15 protein-coding genes are annotated in these 16895 nt (G+C 66.6%); 8 read left to right on the forward strand and 7 right to left on the reverse strand.

Going from position 1 to position 16895, the window contains the following annotated elements; genetic code table 11:
• The first annotated feature begins 115 nt into the window (after nt 1-115).
• The 5 genes from Q0053_RS06150 (at nt 116) to uvrA (ending at nt 7018) form a co-directional block, all read left to right on the forward strand.
• Nucleotides 116-1222, forward strand: a complete 1107-nt coding sequence (locus tag Q0053_RS06150; protein WP_298097684.1) for a flagellar basal body P-ring protein FlgI — start codon at nt 116-118, stop codon at nt 1220-1222.
• A complete protein-coding gene (locus Q0053_RS06155) occupies nt 1222-1518 on the forward strand; it encodes a rod-binding protein (protein WP_298097463.1) in 297 nt (98 codons plus the stop codon). Before Q0053_RS06150 ends, Q0053_RS06155 begins: the two co-directional genes overlap by 1 nt.
• Nucleotides 1515-1958 (forward strand): flagellar basal-body protein FlbY, encoded by a 444-nt coding sequence (locus tag Q0053_RS06160; RefSeq protein ID WP_298097465.1) that lies wholly within the window; start codon nt 1515-1517, stop codon nt 1956-1958. Before Q0053_RS06155 ends, Q0053_RS06160 begins: the two co-directional genes overlap by 4 nt.
• A gap of 59 nt (nt 1959-2017) precedes the next feature.
• Complete coding sequence (locus Q0053_RS06165; RefSeq protein ID WP_298097468.1) at nt 2018-3598, forward strand: EAL domain-containing protein; 1581 nt, start codon at nt 2018-2020, stop codon at nt 3596-3598.
• 513 nt (nt 3599-4111) lie between these two features.
• Nucleotides 4112-7018 carry an excinuclease ABC subunit UvrA gene (uvrA, locus tag Q0053_RS06170; protein ID WP_298097471.1) on the forward strand — a complete coding sequence of 969 codons (2907 nt, stop codon included), beginning with the start codon at nt 4112-4114 and terminating at the stop codon, nt 7016-7018.
• A 4-nt stretch (nt 7019-7022) separates the two neighbouring features.
• Here the strand turns inward: uvrA and Q0053_RS06175 are convergent, their stop codons facing one another.
• From Q0053_RS06175 to Q0053_RS06185, 3 genes are all read right to left on the reverse strand, one after another.
• Nucleotides 7023-7973: a CPBP family intramembrane glutamic endopeptidase gene (locus tag Q0053_RS06175; protein ID WP_298097473.1), complete on the reverse strand. Its 951-nt coding sequence runs from the start codon at nt 7971-7973 to the stop codon at nt 7023-7025.
• A 147-nt stretch (nt 7974-8120) separates the two neighbouring features.
• Nucleotides 8121-9014, reverse strand: coding sequence for a hypothetical protein (locus Q0053_RS06180; RefSeq protein ID WP_298097475.1), 894 nt, complete (start codon nt 9012-9014; stop codon nt 8121-8123).
• Nucleotides 9015-9079: 65 nt separating this feature from the next.
• A complete protein-coding gene (locus Q0053_RS06185) occupies nt 9080-10012 on the reverse strand; it encodes a hypothetical protein (RefSeq protein WP_298097477.1) in 933 nt (310 codons plus the stop codon).
• A gap of 63 nt (nt 10013-10075) precedes the next feature.
• Here Q0053_RS06185 and trmFO point away from each other — a divergent pair, with 63 nt between their 5' ends.
• Genes trmFO through Q0053_RS06200 form a run of 3 tightly spaced genes read left to right on the forward strand, consistent with a single transcriptional unit; the run spans nt 10076 to nt 12830 of the window.
• Nucleotides 10076-11485, forward strand: coding sequence for a methylenetetrahydrofolate--tRNA-(uracil(54)-C(5))-methyltransferase (FADH(2)-oxidizing) TrmFO (gene trmFO / locus Q0053_RS06190; protein WP_298097479.1), 1410 nt, complete (start codon nt 10076-10078; stop codon nt 11483-11485).
• Nucleotides 11485-11955 (forward strand): GNAT family N-acetyltransferase, encoded by a 471-nt coding sequence (locus Q0053_RS06195; RefSeq protein WP_298097482.1) that lies wholly within the window; start codon nt 11485-11487, stop codon nt 11953-11955. The genes trmFO and Q0053_RS06195 overlap by 1 nt, the downstream gene beginning before the upstream one ends.
• Nucleotides 11952-12830 (forward strand): oxygenase MpaB family protein, encoded by an 879-nt coding sequence (locus Q0053_RS06200; RefSeq protein WP_298097485.1) that lies wholly within the window; start codon nt 11952-11954, stop codon nt 12828-12830. The genes Q0053_RS06195 and Q0053_RS06200 overlap by 4 nt, the downstream gene beginning before the upstream one ends.
• Nucleotides 12831-12848: 18 nt before the next feature.
• Here the strand turns inward: Q0053_RS06200 and Q0053_RS06205 are convergent, their stop codons facing one another.
• The 4 genes from Q0053_RS06205 to secD all read right to left on the reverse strand — a co-directional run bounded on the left by Q0053_RS06205 (nt 12849) and on the right by secD (nt 16879).
• The gene (locus Q0053_RS06205) at nt 12849-13484 is read right to left on the reverse strand and encodes a squalene/phytoene synthase family protein (RefSeq protein ID WP_298097488.1); all 636 of its coding nucleotides are present in this window, start codon (nt 13482-13484) and stop codon (nt 12849-12851) included.
• Entirely contained in the window at nt 13477-14094 is a 618-nt protein-coding gene (locus Q0053_RS06210; RefSeq protein ID WP_298097491.1) for a hypothetical protein, read from the reverse strand. The genes Q0053_RS06205 and Q0053_RS06210 overlap by 8 nt, the downstream gene beginning before the upstream one ends.
• Before the next feature lie 215 nt (nt 14095-14309).
• Nucleotides 14310-15281 (reverse strand): protein translocase subunit SecF, encoded by a 972-nt coding sequence (gene secF, locus Q0053_RS06215; RefSeq protein WP_298097493.1) that lies wholly within the window; start codon nt 15279-15281, stop codon nt 14310-14312.
• Nucleotides 15281-16879: a protein translocase subunit SecD gene (secD, locus tag Q0053_RS06220; protein ID WP_298097496.1), complete on the reverse strand. Its 1599-nt coding sequence runs from the start codon at nt 16877-16879 to the stop codon at nt 15281-15283. Before secD ends, secF begins: the two co-directional genes overlap by 1 nt.
• Nucleotides 16880-16895: the final 16 nt, after the last annotated feature.

A 16895-nucleotide genomic window follows, 5' to 3' on the forward strand; every position in this document is an offset into this window, starting at 1 on the left:
AGTTTCTGCCGTCTCCTGTCCGTTCAGCAACCGCCTGACCACTGTTTTTACAACAGTTTCTTCGCGGCACGGGATTGGCATGAGACCCGGCGCAACCGCTCCGGACGCCCCGACCATGCAGAAACTGCTCGCCACCATCCTGACCGCCGCCGCCCTGGCCGGGCTCACGTCTCCAGCCCTGGCCCAGTCGCGGATCAAGGATATCGCCGCGGTTGAGGGCGTGCGCTCCAACCAGCTGGTCGGCTACGGCCTTGTGGTCGGCCTGAACGGCACCGGCGACTCCTTGCGCAACTGCCCCTTCACCCGCCAGTCGCTGGAAGGCATGACCGAGCGGCTTGGCGTGAATATTCGCGGGGCCAATGCCAACGCCAAGAACCTGGCCGCCATCATGGTGACGGCCGAGCTTCCGCCCTTCGCCACGCCGGGTGCCCGGATCGACGTCAGCGTGGCCTCGATGTGCGACGCCAAGAGCCTGCTGGGCGGGACCCTGCTTGTGACCAGCCTTCAGGGCGCCGATGGCCAAGTCTATGCCGTCGCACAGGGATCGATCCAGACCGGAGCGGTTTCGGGCGGCGGGTCCTCGGGCTCGTCCGTCACCCGGGGCGTCCCCACGGCCGGCCGCATCGCCTCCGGCGCTACGGTCGAGCGCGAGACCGGCTTTCACCTCGCCAACATGAACGAGGTCCGGCTGACCCTGCGCAATCCCGATTTCACCACGGCCCAACGCATGGCCGCCGCGATCAACCAGGTCTATCCGAACACCGCCCTGGCGGAGAACGGCACCGTCGTTGCCCTGCGCGCGCCCGGCCAGATGGGCATGGCAGGCTTCATCAGCCGGGTCGAGAACCTCGAGGTCATGGTCGACACCCCGGCCCGGGTCATCATCGATGAGGTCAATGGCGTCATCGTCATGGGGGAGTCCGTCCGCGTCTCCACCGTCGCCATCGCCCAGGGCAATCTGACCATCTCGGTGCAGGAGAGTTCCGCGGTCAGCCAGCCCGAACCCTTCAGTCGCGGCGGCGAAACCGTCGTCGTCCCCCAGACCGATATCGTGATCGAGGAAGAACTGGGCCGGGAGATGAGGATTGTCCGCGGTGGATCCTCGCTTTCGACCCTGGTCAACGGCCTCAACGCCCTCGGCGTCAGCCCGCGTGACATGATCAGCATTCTTCAGGCCATCAAGGCCGCCGGTGCCCTCCAGGCCGAAATCGAGGTGATGTGATGAGCGTCCCGGTCGTTTCCCCCGCCACCCTGCCCCCGGCTGCAGCGCCGGCCGTCGTCACGGCCCGCATGCGCGAGACGGCCGAGGCGTTTGAAGCCTCCTTCCTCTCACAGATGCTCAAGCCCATGTTCGAGGGCCTTTCGACCGAGGCCCCCTTCGGCGGCGGCGAAGCCGAGGGCACCTGGCGAGGGTTCCTCGTCGATGCCATGGCCAAACAGGCTGTCCGCGGCGGGGGCATAGGCCTGGCCGACCAGGTCGTCGCCCAGATGCTGAAGATGCAGGAGCAGGGTCAATGACCGACGCCGCCGCGCTGAACGCCACCGTCCGTGTCCGCCAGCTGATCGACCTCACAAACCGGCTGACCGCTCGGCTGACCGAGGAATCGGGCGTCTTTGAATCCAATCGTCCGCAGGACGCCGCCGCTGCCCTCGTCGGTACCCAGGACCTGGCCAATACCTACCGGCGGGAGTCGGCCCAGCTGAAGGCAGACCCCACCTCGATCGCGGCCGCCTCCGCCGAAGACAGGGCCCGGCTGATCCAGGCGACCACGGCCTTCGAGGCCGTCCTGAACCGTCACGCCCGCGCCGTCGAGGCGGCCCGGATCGTCTCGGAGGGCCTCGTGCGCACCATCGCCGCCGAGGTCGCCGGCCAGCGCGGCAGCCCCTCTGCCTACGGCGCATCTGGCCGGGCCAACGCCAGCGACGGGCGCGCAGTCGCCTTCAACCGACAGGCTTAACCGCGGCGTTAATCCTTTTCGTCGAACGTGTCTTCATATCCATACGGTAACCCGGTGGTATGAACACCAAGTCCCGTCTTCTCGGCATGGCCTTCGCCGCCGCAGATACACTTGTTGAGCTCGATGCGGACGGTCGCATCAGCTTGGCGCTTGGTGCCGGGCCCTGTCCTCAAAGTCCTGTGGTTGAGAGCTGGACCGGAACCCGGCTGACCGATCTCGTCGGCAAGGCGGGTCAGAAGCAGCTCGCCGATGCACTCAAGTCAATCCGGCCGAGTGTCAGGACTGCCCCGATCGACGCGTTGATGGTCTGTGGTTCGGACCGCGTTCGCAAGGCCCGCCTGCGCTTTTTCCAGCTCCCCGACCTCGCGCCGGCTGTTTCCTGCTCCATCACCTATGACGGTGCGCCCTTCACCCTTGATCTCCCGGAAGCGCCCCAGCTGCTCAGCGCGGACGGTCTGCTGACGCGCGTCCGCGGCTCGCTCCTCGAAGCGAACGCAGCCCTTGCGGTCGCCTTCGTCGATGTCCCGGGACTGGCCGTGGAAGGTGAGGCCCAACAGCGCGCTGCGGCCCGGGTCGCGGCGGTCCTCCAGGCCTCGTCCATCGACGGATCTTCCGCAGCCCGGCTGACACCCGAACGGTTCGCCCTGGTGCGTGCATCGGAGGACAAGTCGGACCTCGCGACCGAGGTCCGGGACGCCGCAGCCGCCGAAGGGCTCGAACTCATCGTCCGGACCACCGAGGCCGCACTCTCCGGGGTCGTCTCGGCGGATTCGACCGTGCGGGCGCTCCGCTTCGCTCTCGAGGCCTGCATTCGGGAGGGCGGAATCGACGGTGCCGGAGCCGCCCTGTCGGAGAGCCTGAAGCGGACCCTGGATCAGGCTGACCGCTTCCGTGCGATGGTTCAGGCTCGGGAGTTTACCCTCGAATACCAACCGATCGTCGATCTCGTGAGCGGCGTGACCCATCATTTCGAGGCCCTCGCCCGGTTCGGGTCCCGCGGACCCGCCGATTCCATTCGCCTCGCCGAGGAACTGGGCCTGATCGAGGGCTTCGATCTCGCCGTTGTCGAAAAAACCTTGCAGCAGCTGCGACGTCCCGGGTTCGGCCTGACGAAGATCGCGGTCAATGTCTCGGGCGCTTCGCTGGGCTCGGACGGCTATGTCGACGGCTTGCTCCGGCTGACAGCCTCCGCGCCGGACATCCGGAAACGAATTCTCATTGAGGTGACCGAAACGGCGGCGGTCGCCGATATCGAGGCTGCGGCGCGGCGGCTCTCCGGCCTGCGCCGGGCCGGCATCCGGGTCTGTCTCGATGATTTCGGCGTCGGTGCCGCGTCTCTTGACTATCTTCACCGCTTGCCCGCCGACACCGTCAAGATCGACGGCCGGTTCGTGCGCGATATCGTCAGCGACCAGCGGGCTCGCGATCTCGTCTCCCATCTGGTCGAACTCTGCGCAGACCTGAAGATGGCGACGATCGCGGAGATGATCGAGACGGAAGAACAGAAGACGACGATCCGGGGCCTCGGCGTCGGCTACGGCCAGGGCTGGCTCTTCGGCCGCCCGGCTGCGGAACCCACCAACGCAGGCTCGAGTTCGGTCGCCACGCGTCGTGTCGGTGCCGTTGAGGGCTGGAGCTGACAAGGGACCGGCGTCCCTCCGTTCCCGGCCTTGCCTGACCCTGTATCGTCTATCCCGGCGGCTGGCGCTGCGTGAATCCGCGCGTGAACCCGGCCCACACATCCCGAGCCGGTCTCTGATCAGGTTACCGCAAAGGCCTCTTAGCCGCGCGGACCGCGAGGCGACCGGGCGCGGATCCGCACGGGCACCGGGCGAGGCCGCGACATCACACAGGCGAGCACGAGCAGCGGCGCGAAAAGGGCGAAACCGATTTCCAGGGCGCTGATCATGATCGTCGAACTCCGGTGAACCGAGGCAGAAACGAAGAATGCGGGTGAAGCCCCCGGGGCGCAAGCCCTTTCAGCACCGCCCGTGCCGCCTCCAGGTCGTACGGTATGCCTTTGGCGGTCGGTAGCAGGGCTCTTGTTCCCGCATTGTTCTTGCTGAAACCCGCGAATTGATGCCCATATAGCGGGCTCGCGTCGGGCCCTGCCCGGCTCTGTCGCCCTCCCTGACTCCCATCCTTCAGGCCCCATGACCGAAAAGCATAATTTCATCCGCGTTCGCGGAGCCCGGGAGCACAATCTCAAGGGCGTCGACCTCGACATCCCGCGCGAGAAGCTGGTGGTCATGACCGGCCTGTCCGGCTCCGGCAAAAGCTCGCTCGCCTTCGACACCATCTATGCCGAGGGCCAGCGCCGTTACGTCGAGTCGCTCAGCGCCTACGCCCGCCAGTTCCTCGAACTGATGGGCAAACCCGACGTCGACCTGATCGAGGGCCTGTCGCCCGCCATCTCCATCGAGCAGAAAACGACCTCGAAGAACCCGCGCTCGACCGTCGGCACGGTAACCGAGATCCACGACTATATGCGCCTGCTCTGGGCACGCGTCGGCGTGCCCTATTCGCCCGTCACGGGCCTGCCGATTGAAAGCCAGACCATCTCCATGATGGTCGACAAACTGAGCGCCCTGCCCGAAGGCGAACGCCTGCTGCTGCTGGCCCCCGTCGTGCGCGGCCGCAAGGGCGAATATCGCAAGGAAATGGCCGAGTGGCAGCGCGTGGGCTTCCAGCGCGTCAAGATCGACGGCGAATTCTACGCCATCGAAGACGCCCCGATCCTCGACAAGAAGTTCAAGCACGACATCGACATTGTAGTGGACCGGATCGTCACCAAGGCCGGGCTGGATAGCCGCTACGCCGACAGCCTGCAGACCGCCCTCGGTCTGGCCGATGGCATCGCCGTGGCCGAATGGGCCAGTGTTGCGGACGGCGAGAAGGAGCCGCGCCGCCTGACCTTCTCCGAGAAATTCGCCTGCCCCGTCTCGGGCTTCACCATCAGCGAGATCGAGCCGCGGCTGTTCTCGTTCAACAATCCTTTCGGCGCCTGCCCGGCCTGCGACGGGCTCGGCGTCAAACTGGCCTTCGACGCCGACCTGGTCATCCCCGACCGCGACAAGACCCTGCACAAGGGGGCCGTCGCCCCCTGGTCGCGCGGTCCGTCCCCGCTCTACACCCAGACCCTGCAGTCGCTCAGCCGCCACTACGGCTTCTCGATGGACCTGGCCTGGCGCGACCTGCCGGAGAAGGCCCGGACCGTCATCCTGCGCGGAACCGGCTCCGAGAAGATCAAATTCACCTATGACGACAACGCCCGCAAATATGAGGTCTCCAAGGCCTTCGAGGGCGTCCTGCCGAATCTCGAGCGCCGCTGGCGTGAGACCGACTCCGCCTGGGTCCGCGAGGAACTGGGGCGCTTTCAGTCCGAGACCCCCTGCGAGGTCTGCCACGGCAAACGCCTCAAGCCAGAGGCCCTGGCGGTCAAGGTGGCGGCCACGGACATCGCCGAGGTCTCCAGGCTGTCGATCAAACACGCCCACGACTGGTTCACCGCGCTCGACGGCAAACTGACCGACAAACAGATGGAGATCGGCCGCCGCATCCTGAAGGAGATCACCGACCGGCTGCGCTTCCTCAACAACGTCGGCCTCGACTATCTCAGCCTGTCGCGCGCCTCGGGCACCCTGTCCGGCGGCGAAAGCCAGCGTATCCGCCTGGCCTCCCAGATCGGCTCCGGCCTGACCGGCGTCCTCTATGTCCTCGACGAGCCGTCCATCGGCCTGCACCAGCGCGACAACTCCCGCCTGCTGGAAAGCCTGCGCGGCCTGCGCGACCTCGGCAATTCCGTCCTCGTGGTCGAGCACGACGAGGAAGCCATCCTCACCGCCGACTATGTGATCGACATGGGCCCCGCCGCCGGCGTCCACGGCGGCGAGGTCTGCGCCCAGGGCACCCCGGCCGAGGTCATGGCCAACGGGAACTCCCTGACCGCCAAATACCTGACCGGCGAGCGCGAGATCGAACTGCCCGCCGACGGCCGCCGCCCCATCGACCGCAAGAGGATGCTGCGCATCAGCGGCGCCACCGGCAACAATCTGAAGAATGTCACCGGCGAGATTCCGGGCGGCGTCTTCACCTGCATCACCGGCGTGTCCGGCGGCGGCAAATCGACCTTCACCATCGAGACCCTCTACAAGGCCGCCGCTCGCCGGCTTCACAACGCCTCGGACGCCCCCGCCCCCTTCGACCGGATCGAGGGGCTGGAGATGTTCGACAAGGTCATCGACATCGACCAGTCGCCCATCGGCCGCACCCCGCGTTCCAACCCGGCCACCTACACCGGGGCCTTCGGCCCGATCCGCGACTGGTATGCCGGCCTGCCCGAGTCAAAGGCCCGCGGCTACGGCCCCGGTCGCTTCTCGTTCAATGTGAAGGGCGGCCGCTGCGAGGCCTGCCAGGGCGACGGCCTGATCAAGATCGAGATGCATTTCCTGCCCGACGTCTATGTCACCTGCGACGTCTGCAAGGGCAAACGCTACAACCGCGAGACCCTGGAAATCGTCTTCAAGGGCAAGTCGATCAGCGACGTCCTCGACATGACGGTCGAGGAGGCCGCCGCCTTCTTCAAGGCCGTGCCCTCGATCCGCGACAAGATGCTGACCCTGAACCGCGTCGGCCTCGGCTATGTCCAGGTCGGCCAGTCCGCGACTACCCTCTCGGGCGGTGAGGCCCAGCGGGTGAAACTGTCCAAGGAGCTGTCCAAGCGGGCCACCGGCAAGACCCTCTACATCCTCGACGAGCCCACGACCGGCCTGCATTTCGAGGATACGCGCAAGCTGCTCGAGGTGCTTCAGGAGCTGGTCGACAACGGCAACACCATCGTCGTGATCGAGCATAATCTCGACGTCATCAAGGTCGCCGACTGGCTGCTCGACTTCGGCCCCGAGGGCGGCGACGGCGGTGGCGAGATCGTCGCGGTCGGCACCCCCGAACAGGTCGCCGCCAATCCGCGCAGCTGGACCGGCAAATACCTCAAGGAAATCCTCGACCGCCACGAAACCCGCCGCAAGGCGCGGGTGGCGTCACTGAAGAAGAGCGCCTGACGGTTCAGGCCGCGTCCACAGCCGCGTCGGGGGCCGCTTCCACCCCATGGTCGCGGGTCCGGCCGCGCACCATCAGCACGACCGTGCCAATCAGCAGCACGGCGGTCGTCACCAGACTGGCCTCCGGACCGAAGCTTGCGCCGGTCAGCCACCAGGCCGCGCCGGGAGCACCCGTCAGGTCCGTGACCAGCGGCGTGGTCGCGATCACCTGGCCCGACACTTCCAGACCGAAGCCGAGACCCAACAGCCAGTTCCACGCCGCATGCCAGCCGCAGACACCCCACAACGAGCCCTCGCGCACGGCGTAGAGGCTGATGAACAGACCGAACAGAACGATATTGGCGAGGCCGACATACAGTTCGTTTGACGGCTCGATATTGCCGGCATGGGCCAGGGCGAACAGCACGGAGTTGGCGATCACCGCGATCCACAGACCGTGCCGCGAGGCGATCAACTGCATCAGCCAGCCGCGGAACAGAAGCTCTTCCGTCGATCCCTGGATGATGAAGCCCAGCATCAGCACGCCGATCGGCAACAGGGCGGCACCGACAGCGGCGGAGCCGAACGCCCCGGCCCCCTCAACCACATAGCCCCCGGCCGCCCAGATGATGCCCACCACGCCGCCCAGAAAGGCCAGGCCGATCAGATAGCCGCGCAGGAAACGCATCGGCCCATCGGCGTTCAGACCCAGGGCCGCCGGCCCGCGCCGTTCGAACAGCCACGCCCAGAGCAGGACAAGGACGGCGCTCAGACCGAAGGCAGCGCCGAGCTGATAGGCCATCTGCGGCCAGCCGTCGTCGCCGCCACCGGGCTCCACAAAGCCCGTCGCGACCGCCGGAAGATAGGCCCCGACCTCTCCGCAGACCATGAAGACCAGCCCCAGCACGATCGCGGCGAGCGTCCAGGTCCGCCGATGGCGCCGCTTGCGCTGGGCGTAGATTTCAATACCGGCCATGCGGCGCTCCTTGGCGTGGGTCAGCGGACAACGATCCGTCCAGGCATGAGGCCGCGACGGCGGTCAATGGATGCAGGCCGGGGAAGATTGATCAGGCCACGGCCGCGCGACTGAAGAGTTCGCCGGTCGGACACTGCGACAGGCACCCTATTCCGACGCTGCGGCCTTCATGTCGCGATAGGCCGCCGAGAACGGCGCATAGACGACCGCGACCTGCAGGGCCGACATCACCGAATTGATCAGGATCCAGGCGGCGATCGCCGGCCAGGCCGCCTGGAGAATGACCTGAAGGCTCTCGTCTTCCAGACCCTCCAGCGCCGTCATCCCGCCGGTTGCCATTTCCAGCGGCATGGCGACCAAAGAGCCGAGCAGCCCGACGACCATGCTCAGGAACCAGGCCAGCAGCGCCATACCCAGCAGCGGCCAGAAACGCCCCTTGGTGACACCGAAGGAGTCGAAGATCGCGATCCGCCGCTCGGCCATGGTGATCGGGATCGCAAGGCTCAGGCGCACGGACAGCCAGGCGAACAGGGCGATGGCCCCGAGGACCAGCAGCACCACCAGAAGCCAAAGCGCCGGGGCCTCAGCAGCGACCGTCATACCGACCGCCACGCCGATCAGCCCGCTCAGGACGAATATCAGAGCCATAAAGACGAGGAACAGAACCACGGACACCACCAGGACCCGGACCTCGTCCATGCCGAGGCGCAGATAGCCGAAGGCGCTCTCCCCAGGCCGCAGGACCGCGCGCGCTACGGCGGCATAGATCATGGCGCTGGCAATCAGACTGACCGGCAGCAGAACCGCGAACAGCAGACCCATCATCTGGAACAGGGGCGCGAAATCCTCCATCGTCGGGGTCGCGCCGGACTGCTCAAGCTGTTCGGTCGCCGTGACGAAACCGATCAGGGACGGGCCGATCATGGCGAAGGCCGCGACCATGATCGCCGCATAGAACAGGGACCAGAACACCAGGGTCAGCGGCTGCCGCCGCACCACCCTGAAGCCCTCGAACACAGCATCTGTCGCTGAAAACGCCATCGAATCCTCCCGCCCGACTGTCGGGCTACCCTAGCTCATCCCGTGGGCTGTGCGCACGGACCGCTTCAGTGACCCTCTTCCGCCGCCGGCGCTACCTCGGCGGACAACTGCCGACAGGCCGAAGCGAAGGGCGCAATGCTCAAGGTCACAATGACCCCGTGGAGCGCCGCGACGACAAGGCCGGCGAGCGTGACCCATGGCCAGTTGGCATTGAACAGGGCCGTCAGTGCCGTAACCGGGTTTTCCTCGATCGCCGTCAGGATACGCGACCAGTCCATACCGCCGGCCGCAGCCATAAAGACGGCCGAGCCGATGCCGACCAACAGGGCCTGCGCCACCAGCATGATCAGGACAAGGACCAGCATCATGCCGAACAGCGCACCCGTCCGGCCGCGGCCCAGTTTCCAGCCCTGTTCGAAGGCGAAGGTCCGGTGCAGGACGCTGGCCGATGCGATCAGGCTGACCCGCGCCGTACCAAGCCAGATCGCCAGAACGAAGCCGAGGCAAAGGGCCACAATGATCAGCCAGTTGTAGGGCTCACCCAGGCCCCAGGTCGCAAACCCGATCCCGACGCCCAACAGAACAAAGACCAGGGCTCCCAGACAGATGCCCACAGTCAATGCCAAACCGACGACCGCGACCCTCAGTTCGTCCATTCCGAGCCGCAAGGAGAAGAAGGCGGTTTCGCGGGGCCGAACGACGGCACGCATGACCGCCGTATAGACGACCACCATCACGACCAGCTGCACGAGATTCAGCAGCGACGATATGTCCTGAACCTGCGCCATGTCGGCCATCATGGCGTTATGGACCTGTTCGGGATCGGACATGCCTGAAGCCATCGAGGCGAACATCCCGCCCAGCATCGGCAGGACCAATGCCAGGCTCGCCACCGAGGGCACCGCCATAAGCAGCCCCCAGACCAACACAGCAAACGGCCGTCGCCGGACAAGGCCAAAGCCCTCGCCGATCGCCGTTCCAATCGAAAATCGTGCCATCCCAGCCTCCCCAAGCCTGACACCAATCTAGCCCCTTTCCTCCGTCCCCGCTAGAAGCCGCCCATGACGGACACTCTCAAGCCCATCCACGTTATCGGCGGCGGCCTCGCCGGCTCCGAGGCCGCCTGGCAGATCGCCGAGGCCGGCGTGCCCGTGGTCCTGCACGAGATGCGCGGCGTGCCGGGCGTGAAGACCGATGCCCACAACACGGACGGGCTTGCGGAACTGGTCTGTTCCAACTCCTTCCGCTCCGACGACTGGGAGCATAACGCCGTCGGACTGCTGCACGCCGAGATGCGGGCGCTGGACTCCCTCATCATGGCCTGCGGCGATGCTCATCAGGTCCCCGCGGGCGGTGCCCTCGCCGTCGACCGCGACGGCTTCTCCCAGGCCGTAACGGCGAAGCTGGAGGCCCACCCGCTCGTCACCATCGTCCGTGAGGAGATCGCCGGCCTGCCGCCCGAAGACTGGGACAATGTCATCGTCGCCACCGGCCCCCTGACCTCCCCGGCCCTGGCCGCCGCCATCCTCGACCTGACCGGCGAGGATGCCCTCAGCTTCTTCGACGCCATTGCCCCCATCGTCCACGCCGACAGCATCGATTTCGACATCGCCTGGCGGCAGTCCCGCTACGACAAGGAAGGCCCCGGCGGCGACGCAGCCGCCTATGTCAACTGCCCCATGGACAAGGCGCAGTACGAGGCCTTCATCGACGCCCTGCTGAACGGCCCCAAGGCCGAGTTCAAGGAATGGGAGAACGTCCCCTATTTCGACGGCTGCCTGCCCATCGAGGTCATGGCCGAGCGCGGCCGCGAGACCCTGCGCCACGGCCCGATGAAGCCCGTCGGCCTGACCAATCCGCGCGACCCCATGGTCAAGTCCCATGCCATCGTCCAGCTGCGCCAGGACAATGCGCTCGGCACCCTGTTCAACATGGTCGGCTTCCAGACCAAGCTGAAACACGGGGCCCAGGCCGAGGTCTTCCGCATGATCCCCGGCCTGCAGGACGCCCAGTTCGCCCGCCTCGGCGGCCTGCACCGCAACACCTTCCTGAACTCGCCCAAACTGCTCGACCGCCAGCTCCGCCTCAAGGCCATGCCGCGCCTGCGCTTCGCCGGACAGGTCACCGGCGTCGAGGGCTATGTCGAGAGCGCCGCCATGGGGCTGCTGACCGGCCGCCTCGCCGCCGCGGAACGTCTGGCCAAGGCAGGTCTGGGCCGCCCGCTGGAAGCCCCGCCGGCCCACACCGCCATGGGGGCCCTCGTCGAACATATCACCGGCGGCCACCTCGAAGGCCCCGGCGGCATCTCCAAATTCCAGCCGATGAACATCAACTACGGCCTCCTCCCCCCGCTCGAGGCCCCCAAGGTCGACGAGGCCGGCGTCAAGATACCCCTCAAGGAACGCGGGCGGGCCAAGAAGCGGCTGATGAGCATCCGGGCGCTCGAGGCGCTCAAGGCCTGGAGAGGCTGATGCGCGACGGCATCCGCCGCGACGACCTGAACCATCCGGCCGTCCGGGCGTTGCTGGAGCTGCATCTGAGGGGCATGCAAGCCAACTCACCGCCCGGCTCTGTGTTTGCACTCGACCTTTCAGGCCTTCAGTCAGCCGATGTGGCCGTCTGGACCCGCTGGATCGACGGCGAGGCCGTCGGCATCGGCGCGCTGAAGCTTCTGGCCCCGGGGCTCGGGGAGATCAAGTCGATGCGCACCCACCCCGATCACCTTCGAAGGGGCGTAGCGGCAAGCCTGCTTGAGCGTATCCTGCATGAAGCCCGGTTGATGGGTCTCGATCGCGTCAGTCTCGAAACCGGCAGCGGCCCGGCCTTCGAGCCGGCCCTGACTCTCTACAGGCGGCGCGGCTTCGCCAACGGTGAAGCCTTTGGCGACTATCAGGCCAGCCCCTTCAATCAGTTCCTCCATCTGGAGCTGGACCGCGCGTGATCCTCGAACCCGCCAAGGTCGCCATCCGCCGCCGGATCACCGAACTGTTCAATGACGCCTCGAAAGGCGAACGCCCCATCCTGCGCCGCGCCGATGCCCTGTTCGCGCCTGACTCCGTCGCCTGGCGCGTCAATGGCGACATCGTCACCATGATGATCGGCGGGGTCTCGGGCCTGCTGCTGCAGATGCTGCATCCGGCCGTGCTGGCCGGGGTCTGGGACCATTCGGACTTCCGCTCCGACATGCACGGGCGGCTTAGGCGCACGGCCAAATTCATCGCCGTCACCACCTATGACCATGCCGAATACGGCATCGCCGCCATCGACCGGGTGCGCAGCATCCACGACCGGATCGGCGGTGTCCTGCCGGACGGGACCCCCTACCGGGTCAGCGATCCCGCCCTGCTGGCCTGTGTCCATGTCACCGAGGCGATCAGCTTCCTCAACGGCTGGATCCGTTACGCCGAGCCGGACATGCCTCTGGCCGACCAGGACCGCTATTTCGTCGAGATGGCCGTCGTCGCCGAGCGGCTCGGGGCCGATCCGATCCCGTACAACCGGGCTGCAGCCGAGGCCCTGATCCAGTCGATGCGCCCGGCGCTTCGTGCCGATGCCCGCACCCGCGAGGTCGCCCAGCTGGTCCTCGGCCAGTCCGTCGGCGCGGCCGTGACCGACGCCGCCTCGGCCGTGATCATGCAGGCCGGCGTCGACCTCCTGCCCCACTGGGCAAGAACGATGCACGGATTGAAGACGCCGCCGGTCCCGGTCGTCCGGGCCGGCGCGCGGACCCTCGCCCGGACCCTCGCCTGGGCCTATGACGGCTCGCCGAACCGTGAGGTCTGGCCGTCCGAGGTCATCGCCTGGCCGCGGGACTGAACGGCAGCCCCAGCAGCCTCAAAGCCGGCCCCGGACCGAAGCGGCCACCAGTCCCAACCGTTTGACGAATTCGGGCGCATCCGGCCGCATCAGTGTGGCGACCGCGACGGCGGGGAAGGCCTCGACCGGCAGCCTCGCCAACGCCCGGTTGGCCAGGGGCCTCAGCGCCCTGGCCTCGGCCGCTTGCCCCGTCTGCGACAGCCCCCGCACCCGCCCGGCCTCGACGACCGCCGCCTCATGCCCCGGCCCGGCCAGCACCCGCACGGCCGTCTGCATCGGTCCGACATAGAAGGCGTCCAGATCGTGCGGCTCGCCATGCACCCGGCCGATGTGCGCCGCGATCAGGAAGTCAAAGGGGGCGCGGTCCAGACTGTGGCGTGCCACCACATCCGTCAGCGCTTCCAGCACCGGATGGCCCTTGCGCGCAATCCCGGCGAAGACGCCGTCCAGCTGCTCGCGCCACCAGACGTAACGCATCTCGGCGAGCAGGGGCTGGGTCACCCGCGCGGGGATCGCCATCAGCTCGGCCTCGAAGGCATAGAGGACGATCAGGTCCGCGCGCAGCCGTCCATCGGCCACGAAGCGGCTGGACAGCCACCGGTCAATGTCGGCGGCCCGGACCTGTTCGTCGAGGGTTGTCGCCGGATCAGCCAAACAGCGTCTGGTACATCGCCATCGAGGTCAGCATGGGCAGCGACAGCAGCAGATTGGTGCGGCTTGCCAGCATGGCGACCCGGGCGGCCTTGGCCTTGGCGTCGTCGTCCACGACCACAATGCCCAGGGCGCGCTTCTGGTTCGGCCAGATGATGCCCCAGACGTTCAGGAACATGATGACGGCCAGCCAGATGCCCACGCCCATCAGGGTGAAACCCTTCTGGTCCTCGGTCAGACCGCCGGCGAAACCGAAGCTCAGGACCTCGGCGGCATAGGCATGCCCGCGCGCCAGCATGACACCCAGACCGGCCACCACGGTCACCAGCGCCGACCAACGGAACCAGAACAGGGCCTCAGGCGCGATATGTTTGCCGATCGCCGGCTTCAGCTCGGCGGGGATGTTGGGCATGACCCGGATCTGGACGAAGTTGAAATAGTACAGCAGGCCGATCCAGAGGATGCCGGCGACGACGTGCACCCAGCGCAGCGCAGCCTGCCAGAAGATGTCACCGAAACCGCCCGACACCTGGCCGAAGGCGAGGACCATACCCAGGGCCAGAGCGAGGCTCAGCAGGATGGTGGTGCGAAAGTTCGAAAGCAGCTTGCCCATGGTCCGCCCCTCCCCGGGCGATTCGTTGAAGCGGCACCATAGACGCGGGCGCGAATTCGGCCAACGCCCCGGGCGGGCCAGAGTGGCGAGTGGCTAGTGGCTAGTCGTTAGTAGCCACTGATCACCCGATGTCAGTCAGAGCAAGGGCGACCCGGACCGCGCCACCGCACAGGTCCCGCCTGGCCACTAGCCACTAGCCACTAACCACTCAAAGCCTACGGCCGCGACGCCATACCCAGTTTGACCGGCTTCAGGTCGTCCTGGTCGCGGGTGCCGCGCTTGACCCCCCACAGCAGGATGATCGGCGCGCCGACGTAGATCGACGAATAGGTGCCGCAGATGATGCCGAACATCAGGGCGATCGAGAAACCATACAGGGCGGGCCCACCGAAATAGGCCAGGGCCGCCAGCACCATCACCGCCGTGAAGCCGGTGATGATCGTCCGGGTCAGGATCTCGTTGATGGTCAGGTCGATCACCTCACGAAGGGGCATCGTCTTGTACTTGCGCAGGTTCTCACGCAGGCGGTCGAAGACCACGACCGTGTCGTTCATCGAATAGCCGATAACGGTCAGGATGGCGGCGACCATGTTGAGGCTGAACTCCAGCCGCAACAGCACAATCAGGCCGAAGACCAGGATCACGTCATGCAAGAGACCGGCGACGGCTCCGAACCCGAACTGGGGCTCGAACCGGAACCAGATATAGCCGAACATCAGGACGATGGCCGCGCCCAGGGCCATCAGGCCCGAGCTGAACAACTCGCCCGAAACCTTGGACCCGACCACGCTGACGCCGGAATAGCTGACTTCGCCGACGGCTGCCGTGATCGCCGACTGCACGCGCTCGACCACCTGGGCCTGGGGCTCGTCCTCCGGCACCTGGAATTTGACCATCGCGCTGGCGTCGTTGTCGATACCCTGAACATTGACGTCACCGAGTCCGAGACCGTCGACCGCATGGCGGACGGCCTCAAGGTCAAGGGTCTCACCGGCGGGCTTGGTCAGCTCCATCACGGCACCGCCGCGGAAGTCGATACCCAGGCTCAGGCCCGGCTTGAACACCCCGACCAGCGACGCGATCACCAGCACGGCCGAAAGCACGGCCGCATATTTGGCGAACGAGACGAATTTCAGGTCCGTCTTGATCGGAAGCACTTTGATGAGAGGCCATCCACGCATCGCCATCACTCCGCGATCGGCAGTTTTTTGGGTTTGGCGAGCTTCAGCCACCAGGCCAGTCCGACCTGGGCCACCAGCACCGCCGACAGCATCGAGGTGAAGACACCGATGGTCAGGGTCCATGCGAAACCTCGCACCGGACCCGCGCCGAAGATGAACATGATAAGCGCCGCCACCAGTGTGGTCAGGTTGGCGTCGATGATCGTGCCCATGGCCTTGTTGAAGCCTGCATCCAGCGAAGCGATGACCGAACGCCCGGCCCGCGCCTCGTCCCGCATTCGCTCATAGATCAGCACATTGGCGTCCACCGCCACGGCGAAGGTCAGGATCAGACCGGCGATGCCGGGCAGGGTCAGGGTCGCCCCGGTGAAGGACATGGCGGCCACAATCAGCAGGCCGTTCAGCAGCAGGCCGACCACGGAAATCCCGCCGAACAAGCCCCCATAGGCCAGGAACATGAACACCACGATGATCGTGAAGCCGATCATGGTCGACAGCTTGCCTGCGGCAACGGCATCCGCACCGAGCTCAGCGGTCACCGTCCGCCGCTCCTCGACCTTCAACGGGGCCGGAAGGGCACCGCCGTTCAGCAGGTTCACCATTTCCGAGGCCTGCTCGATGGTGAAACTGCCCTCGATGATGCCGGAGCCGCCGGTGATGGCGCTGTTGATGCGCGGGGCCGAGATCACCTTGCCGTCCAGGATGATGGCAAAGGGGCGACCGATATTGGCTGCGGTGGCCTCGCCGAAGCGTCGGGCGCCGGCACCGTCGAAGCGGAAGCCGATGGCGGTCTGGTTGGCCTGGTCCGTCGTCACCTCGGCCTTGGTCAGGTTCTCGCCCGACACCAGTATGCGGCGCTTGACCAGATAGAAGGCCTGACCGGTATCCGGCGCGCCGGGGATCAGTTCCGAGTCAGGCGGGACGGCGCCGGCCATGGCATCCTGGACCGAGTTCTCGACATCGACCATCTGGAAGGTCAGCTGGGCCGTCTGGCCGATCACCCGCTCCAGCTGGGCGGGATCGCTCTCCCCGGGGGCCTGGACGACGATGCGATCGCTGCCCTGCCGGGTGATCGACGGCTCACGCGTGCCCAGGCTGTCGATCCGGCGACGCACCACCTCGATCGACTGGGTGACGGCGTCCGCTCCCATCGATGCCATGGCCTGCTCGCTGTAGGCGTAACGGACGCGATCGGCCCCCTGACGCTGCACCACCCGGTCCACGACGCCGCTCTGATTGGCCTGGGTCAGGACGCGCATCGACTGAATGGCCAGATCCATCTGGCCGGGGTCGGCGAGCGTCACAATCACCCCGGCCGGCTCACGCGCAATGCTCAGGACCCCGACCCGGGCCTCGGCCAGCACCGTCCGGGCGTCTTCGCCCAGGTTGGCCAGCCGCTTCTCGCGCATGGCCGGAACATCGACTTCCAGAAGCAGGTACGAGCCGCCCTGCAGGTCGAGCCCGAGGTTGAGCCCACTCTTGGGCAGCCAGCCGGGCAAGGCCGCGCGCTGATCGGCGGTCAGCAGGTTCGGATAGCTGAACAGCAGGCCGAACAGCAGGGACAGGACAAGAAGGACGACCTTCCAGCGCGACAGATGGATCATGCGGGCGTCCCCGGAC

Source organism: Brevundimonas sp. (genome assembly GCF_027487935.1).
Taxonomy (GTDB): Bacteria; Pseudomonadota; Alphaproteobacteria; order Caulobacterales; family Caulobacteraceae; genus Brevundimonas.

Bases quoted from the DNA above. Each gene is read 5' to 3' on its own strand.
- trmFO (WP_298097479.1), top strand. From the start codon at position 10,076: ATGACGGACACTCTCAAGCCCATCCACGTTATCGGCGGCGGCCTCGCC.
- Q0053_RS06165 (WP_298097468.1), top strand. From the start codon at position 2,018: ATGAACACCAAGTCCCGTCTTCTCGGCATGGCCTTCGCCGCCGCAGAT.
- Q0053_RS06155 (WP_298097463.1), top strand. From the start codon at position 1,222: ATGAGCGTCCCGGTCGTTTCCCCCGCCACCCTGCCCCCGGCTGCAGCG.
- Q0053_RS06210 (WP_298097491.1), bottom strand. From the start codon at position 14,094: ATGGGCAAGCTGCTTTCGAACTTTCGCACCACCATCCTGCTGAGCCTC.
- Q0053_RS06185 (WP_298097477.1), bottom strand. From the start codon at position 10,012: ATGGCACGATTTTCGATTGGAACGGCGATCGGCGAGGGCTTTGGCCTT.
- Q0053_RS06195 (WP_298097482.1), top strand. From the start codon at position 11,485: ATGCGCGACGGCATCCGCCGCGACGACCTGAACCATCCGGCCGTCCGG.
- Q0053_RS06180 (WP_298097475.1), bottom strand. From the start codon at position 9,014: ATGGCGTTTTCAGCGACAGATGCTGTGTTCGAGGGCTTCAGGGTGGTG.
- secF (WP_298097493.1), bottom strand. From the start codon at position 15,281: ATGGCGATGCGTGGATGGCCTCTCATCAAAGTGCTTCCGATCAAGACG.
- secD (WP_298097496.1), bottom strand. From the start codon at position 16,879: ATGATCCATCTGTCGCGCTGGAAGGTCGTCCTTCTTGTCCTGTCCCTG.
- uvrA (WP_298097471.1), top strand. From the start codon at position 4,112: ATGACCGAAAAGCATAATTTCATCCGCGTTCGCGGAGCCCGGGAGCAC.
- Q0053_RS06150 (WP_298097684.1), top strand. From the start codon at position 116: ATGCAGAAACTGCTCGCCACCATCCTGACCGCCGCCGCCCTGGCCGGG.
- Q0053_RS06160 (WP_298097465.1), top strand. From the start codon at position 1,515: ATGACCGACGCCGCCGCGCTGAACGCCACCGTCCGTGTCCGCCAGCTG.
- Q0053_RS06175 (WP_298097473.1), bottom strand. From the start codon at position 7,973: ATGGCCGGTATTGAAATCTACGCCCAGCGCAAGCGGCGCCATCGGCGG.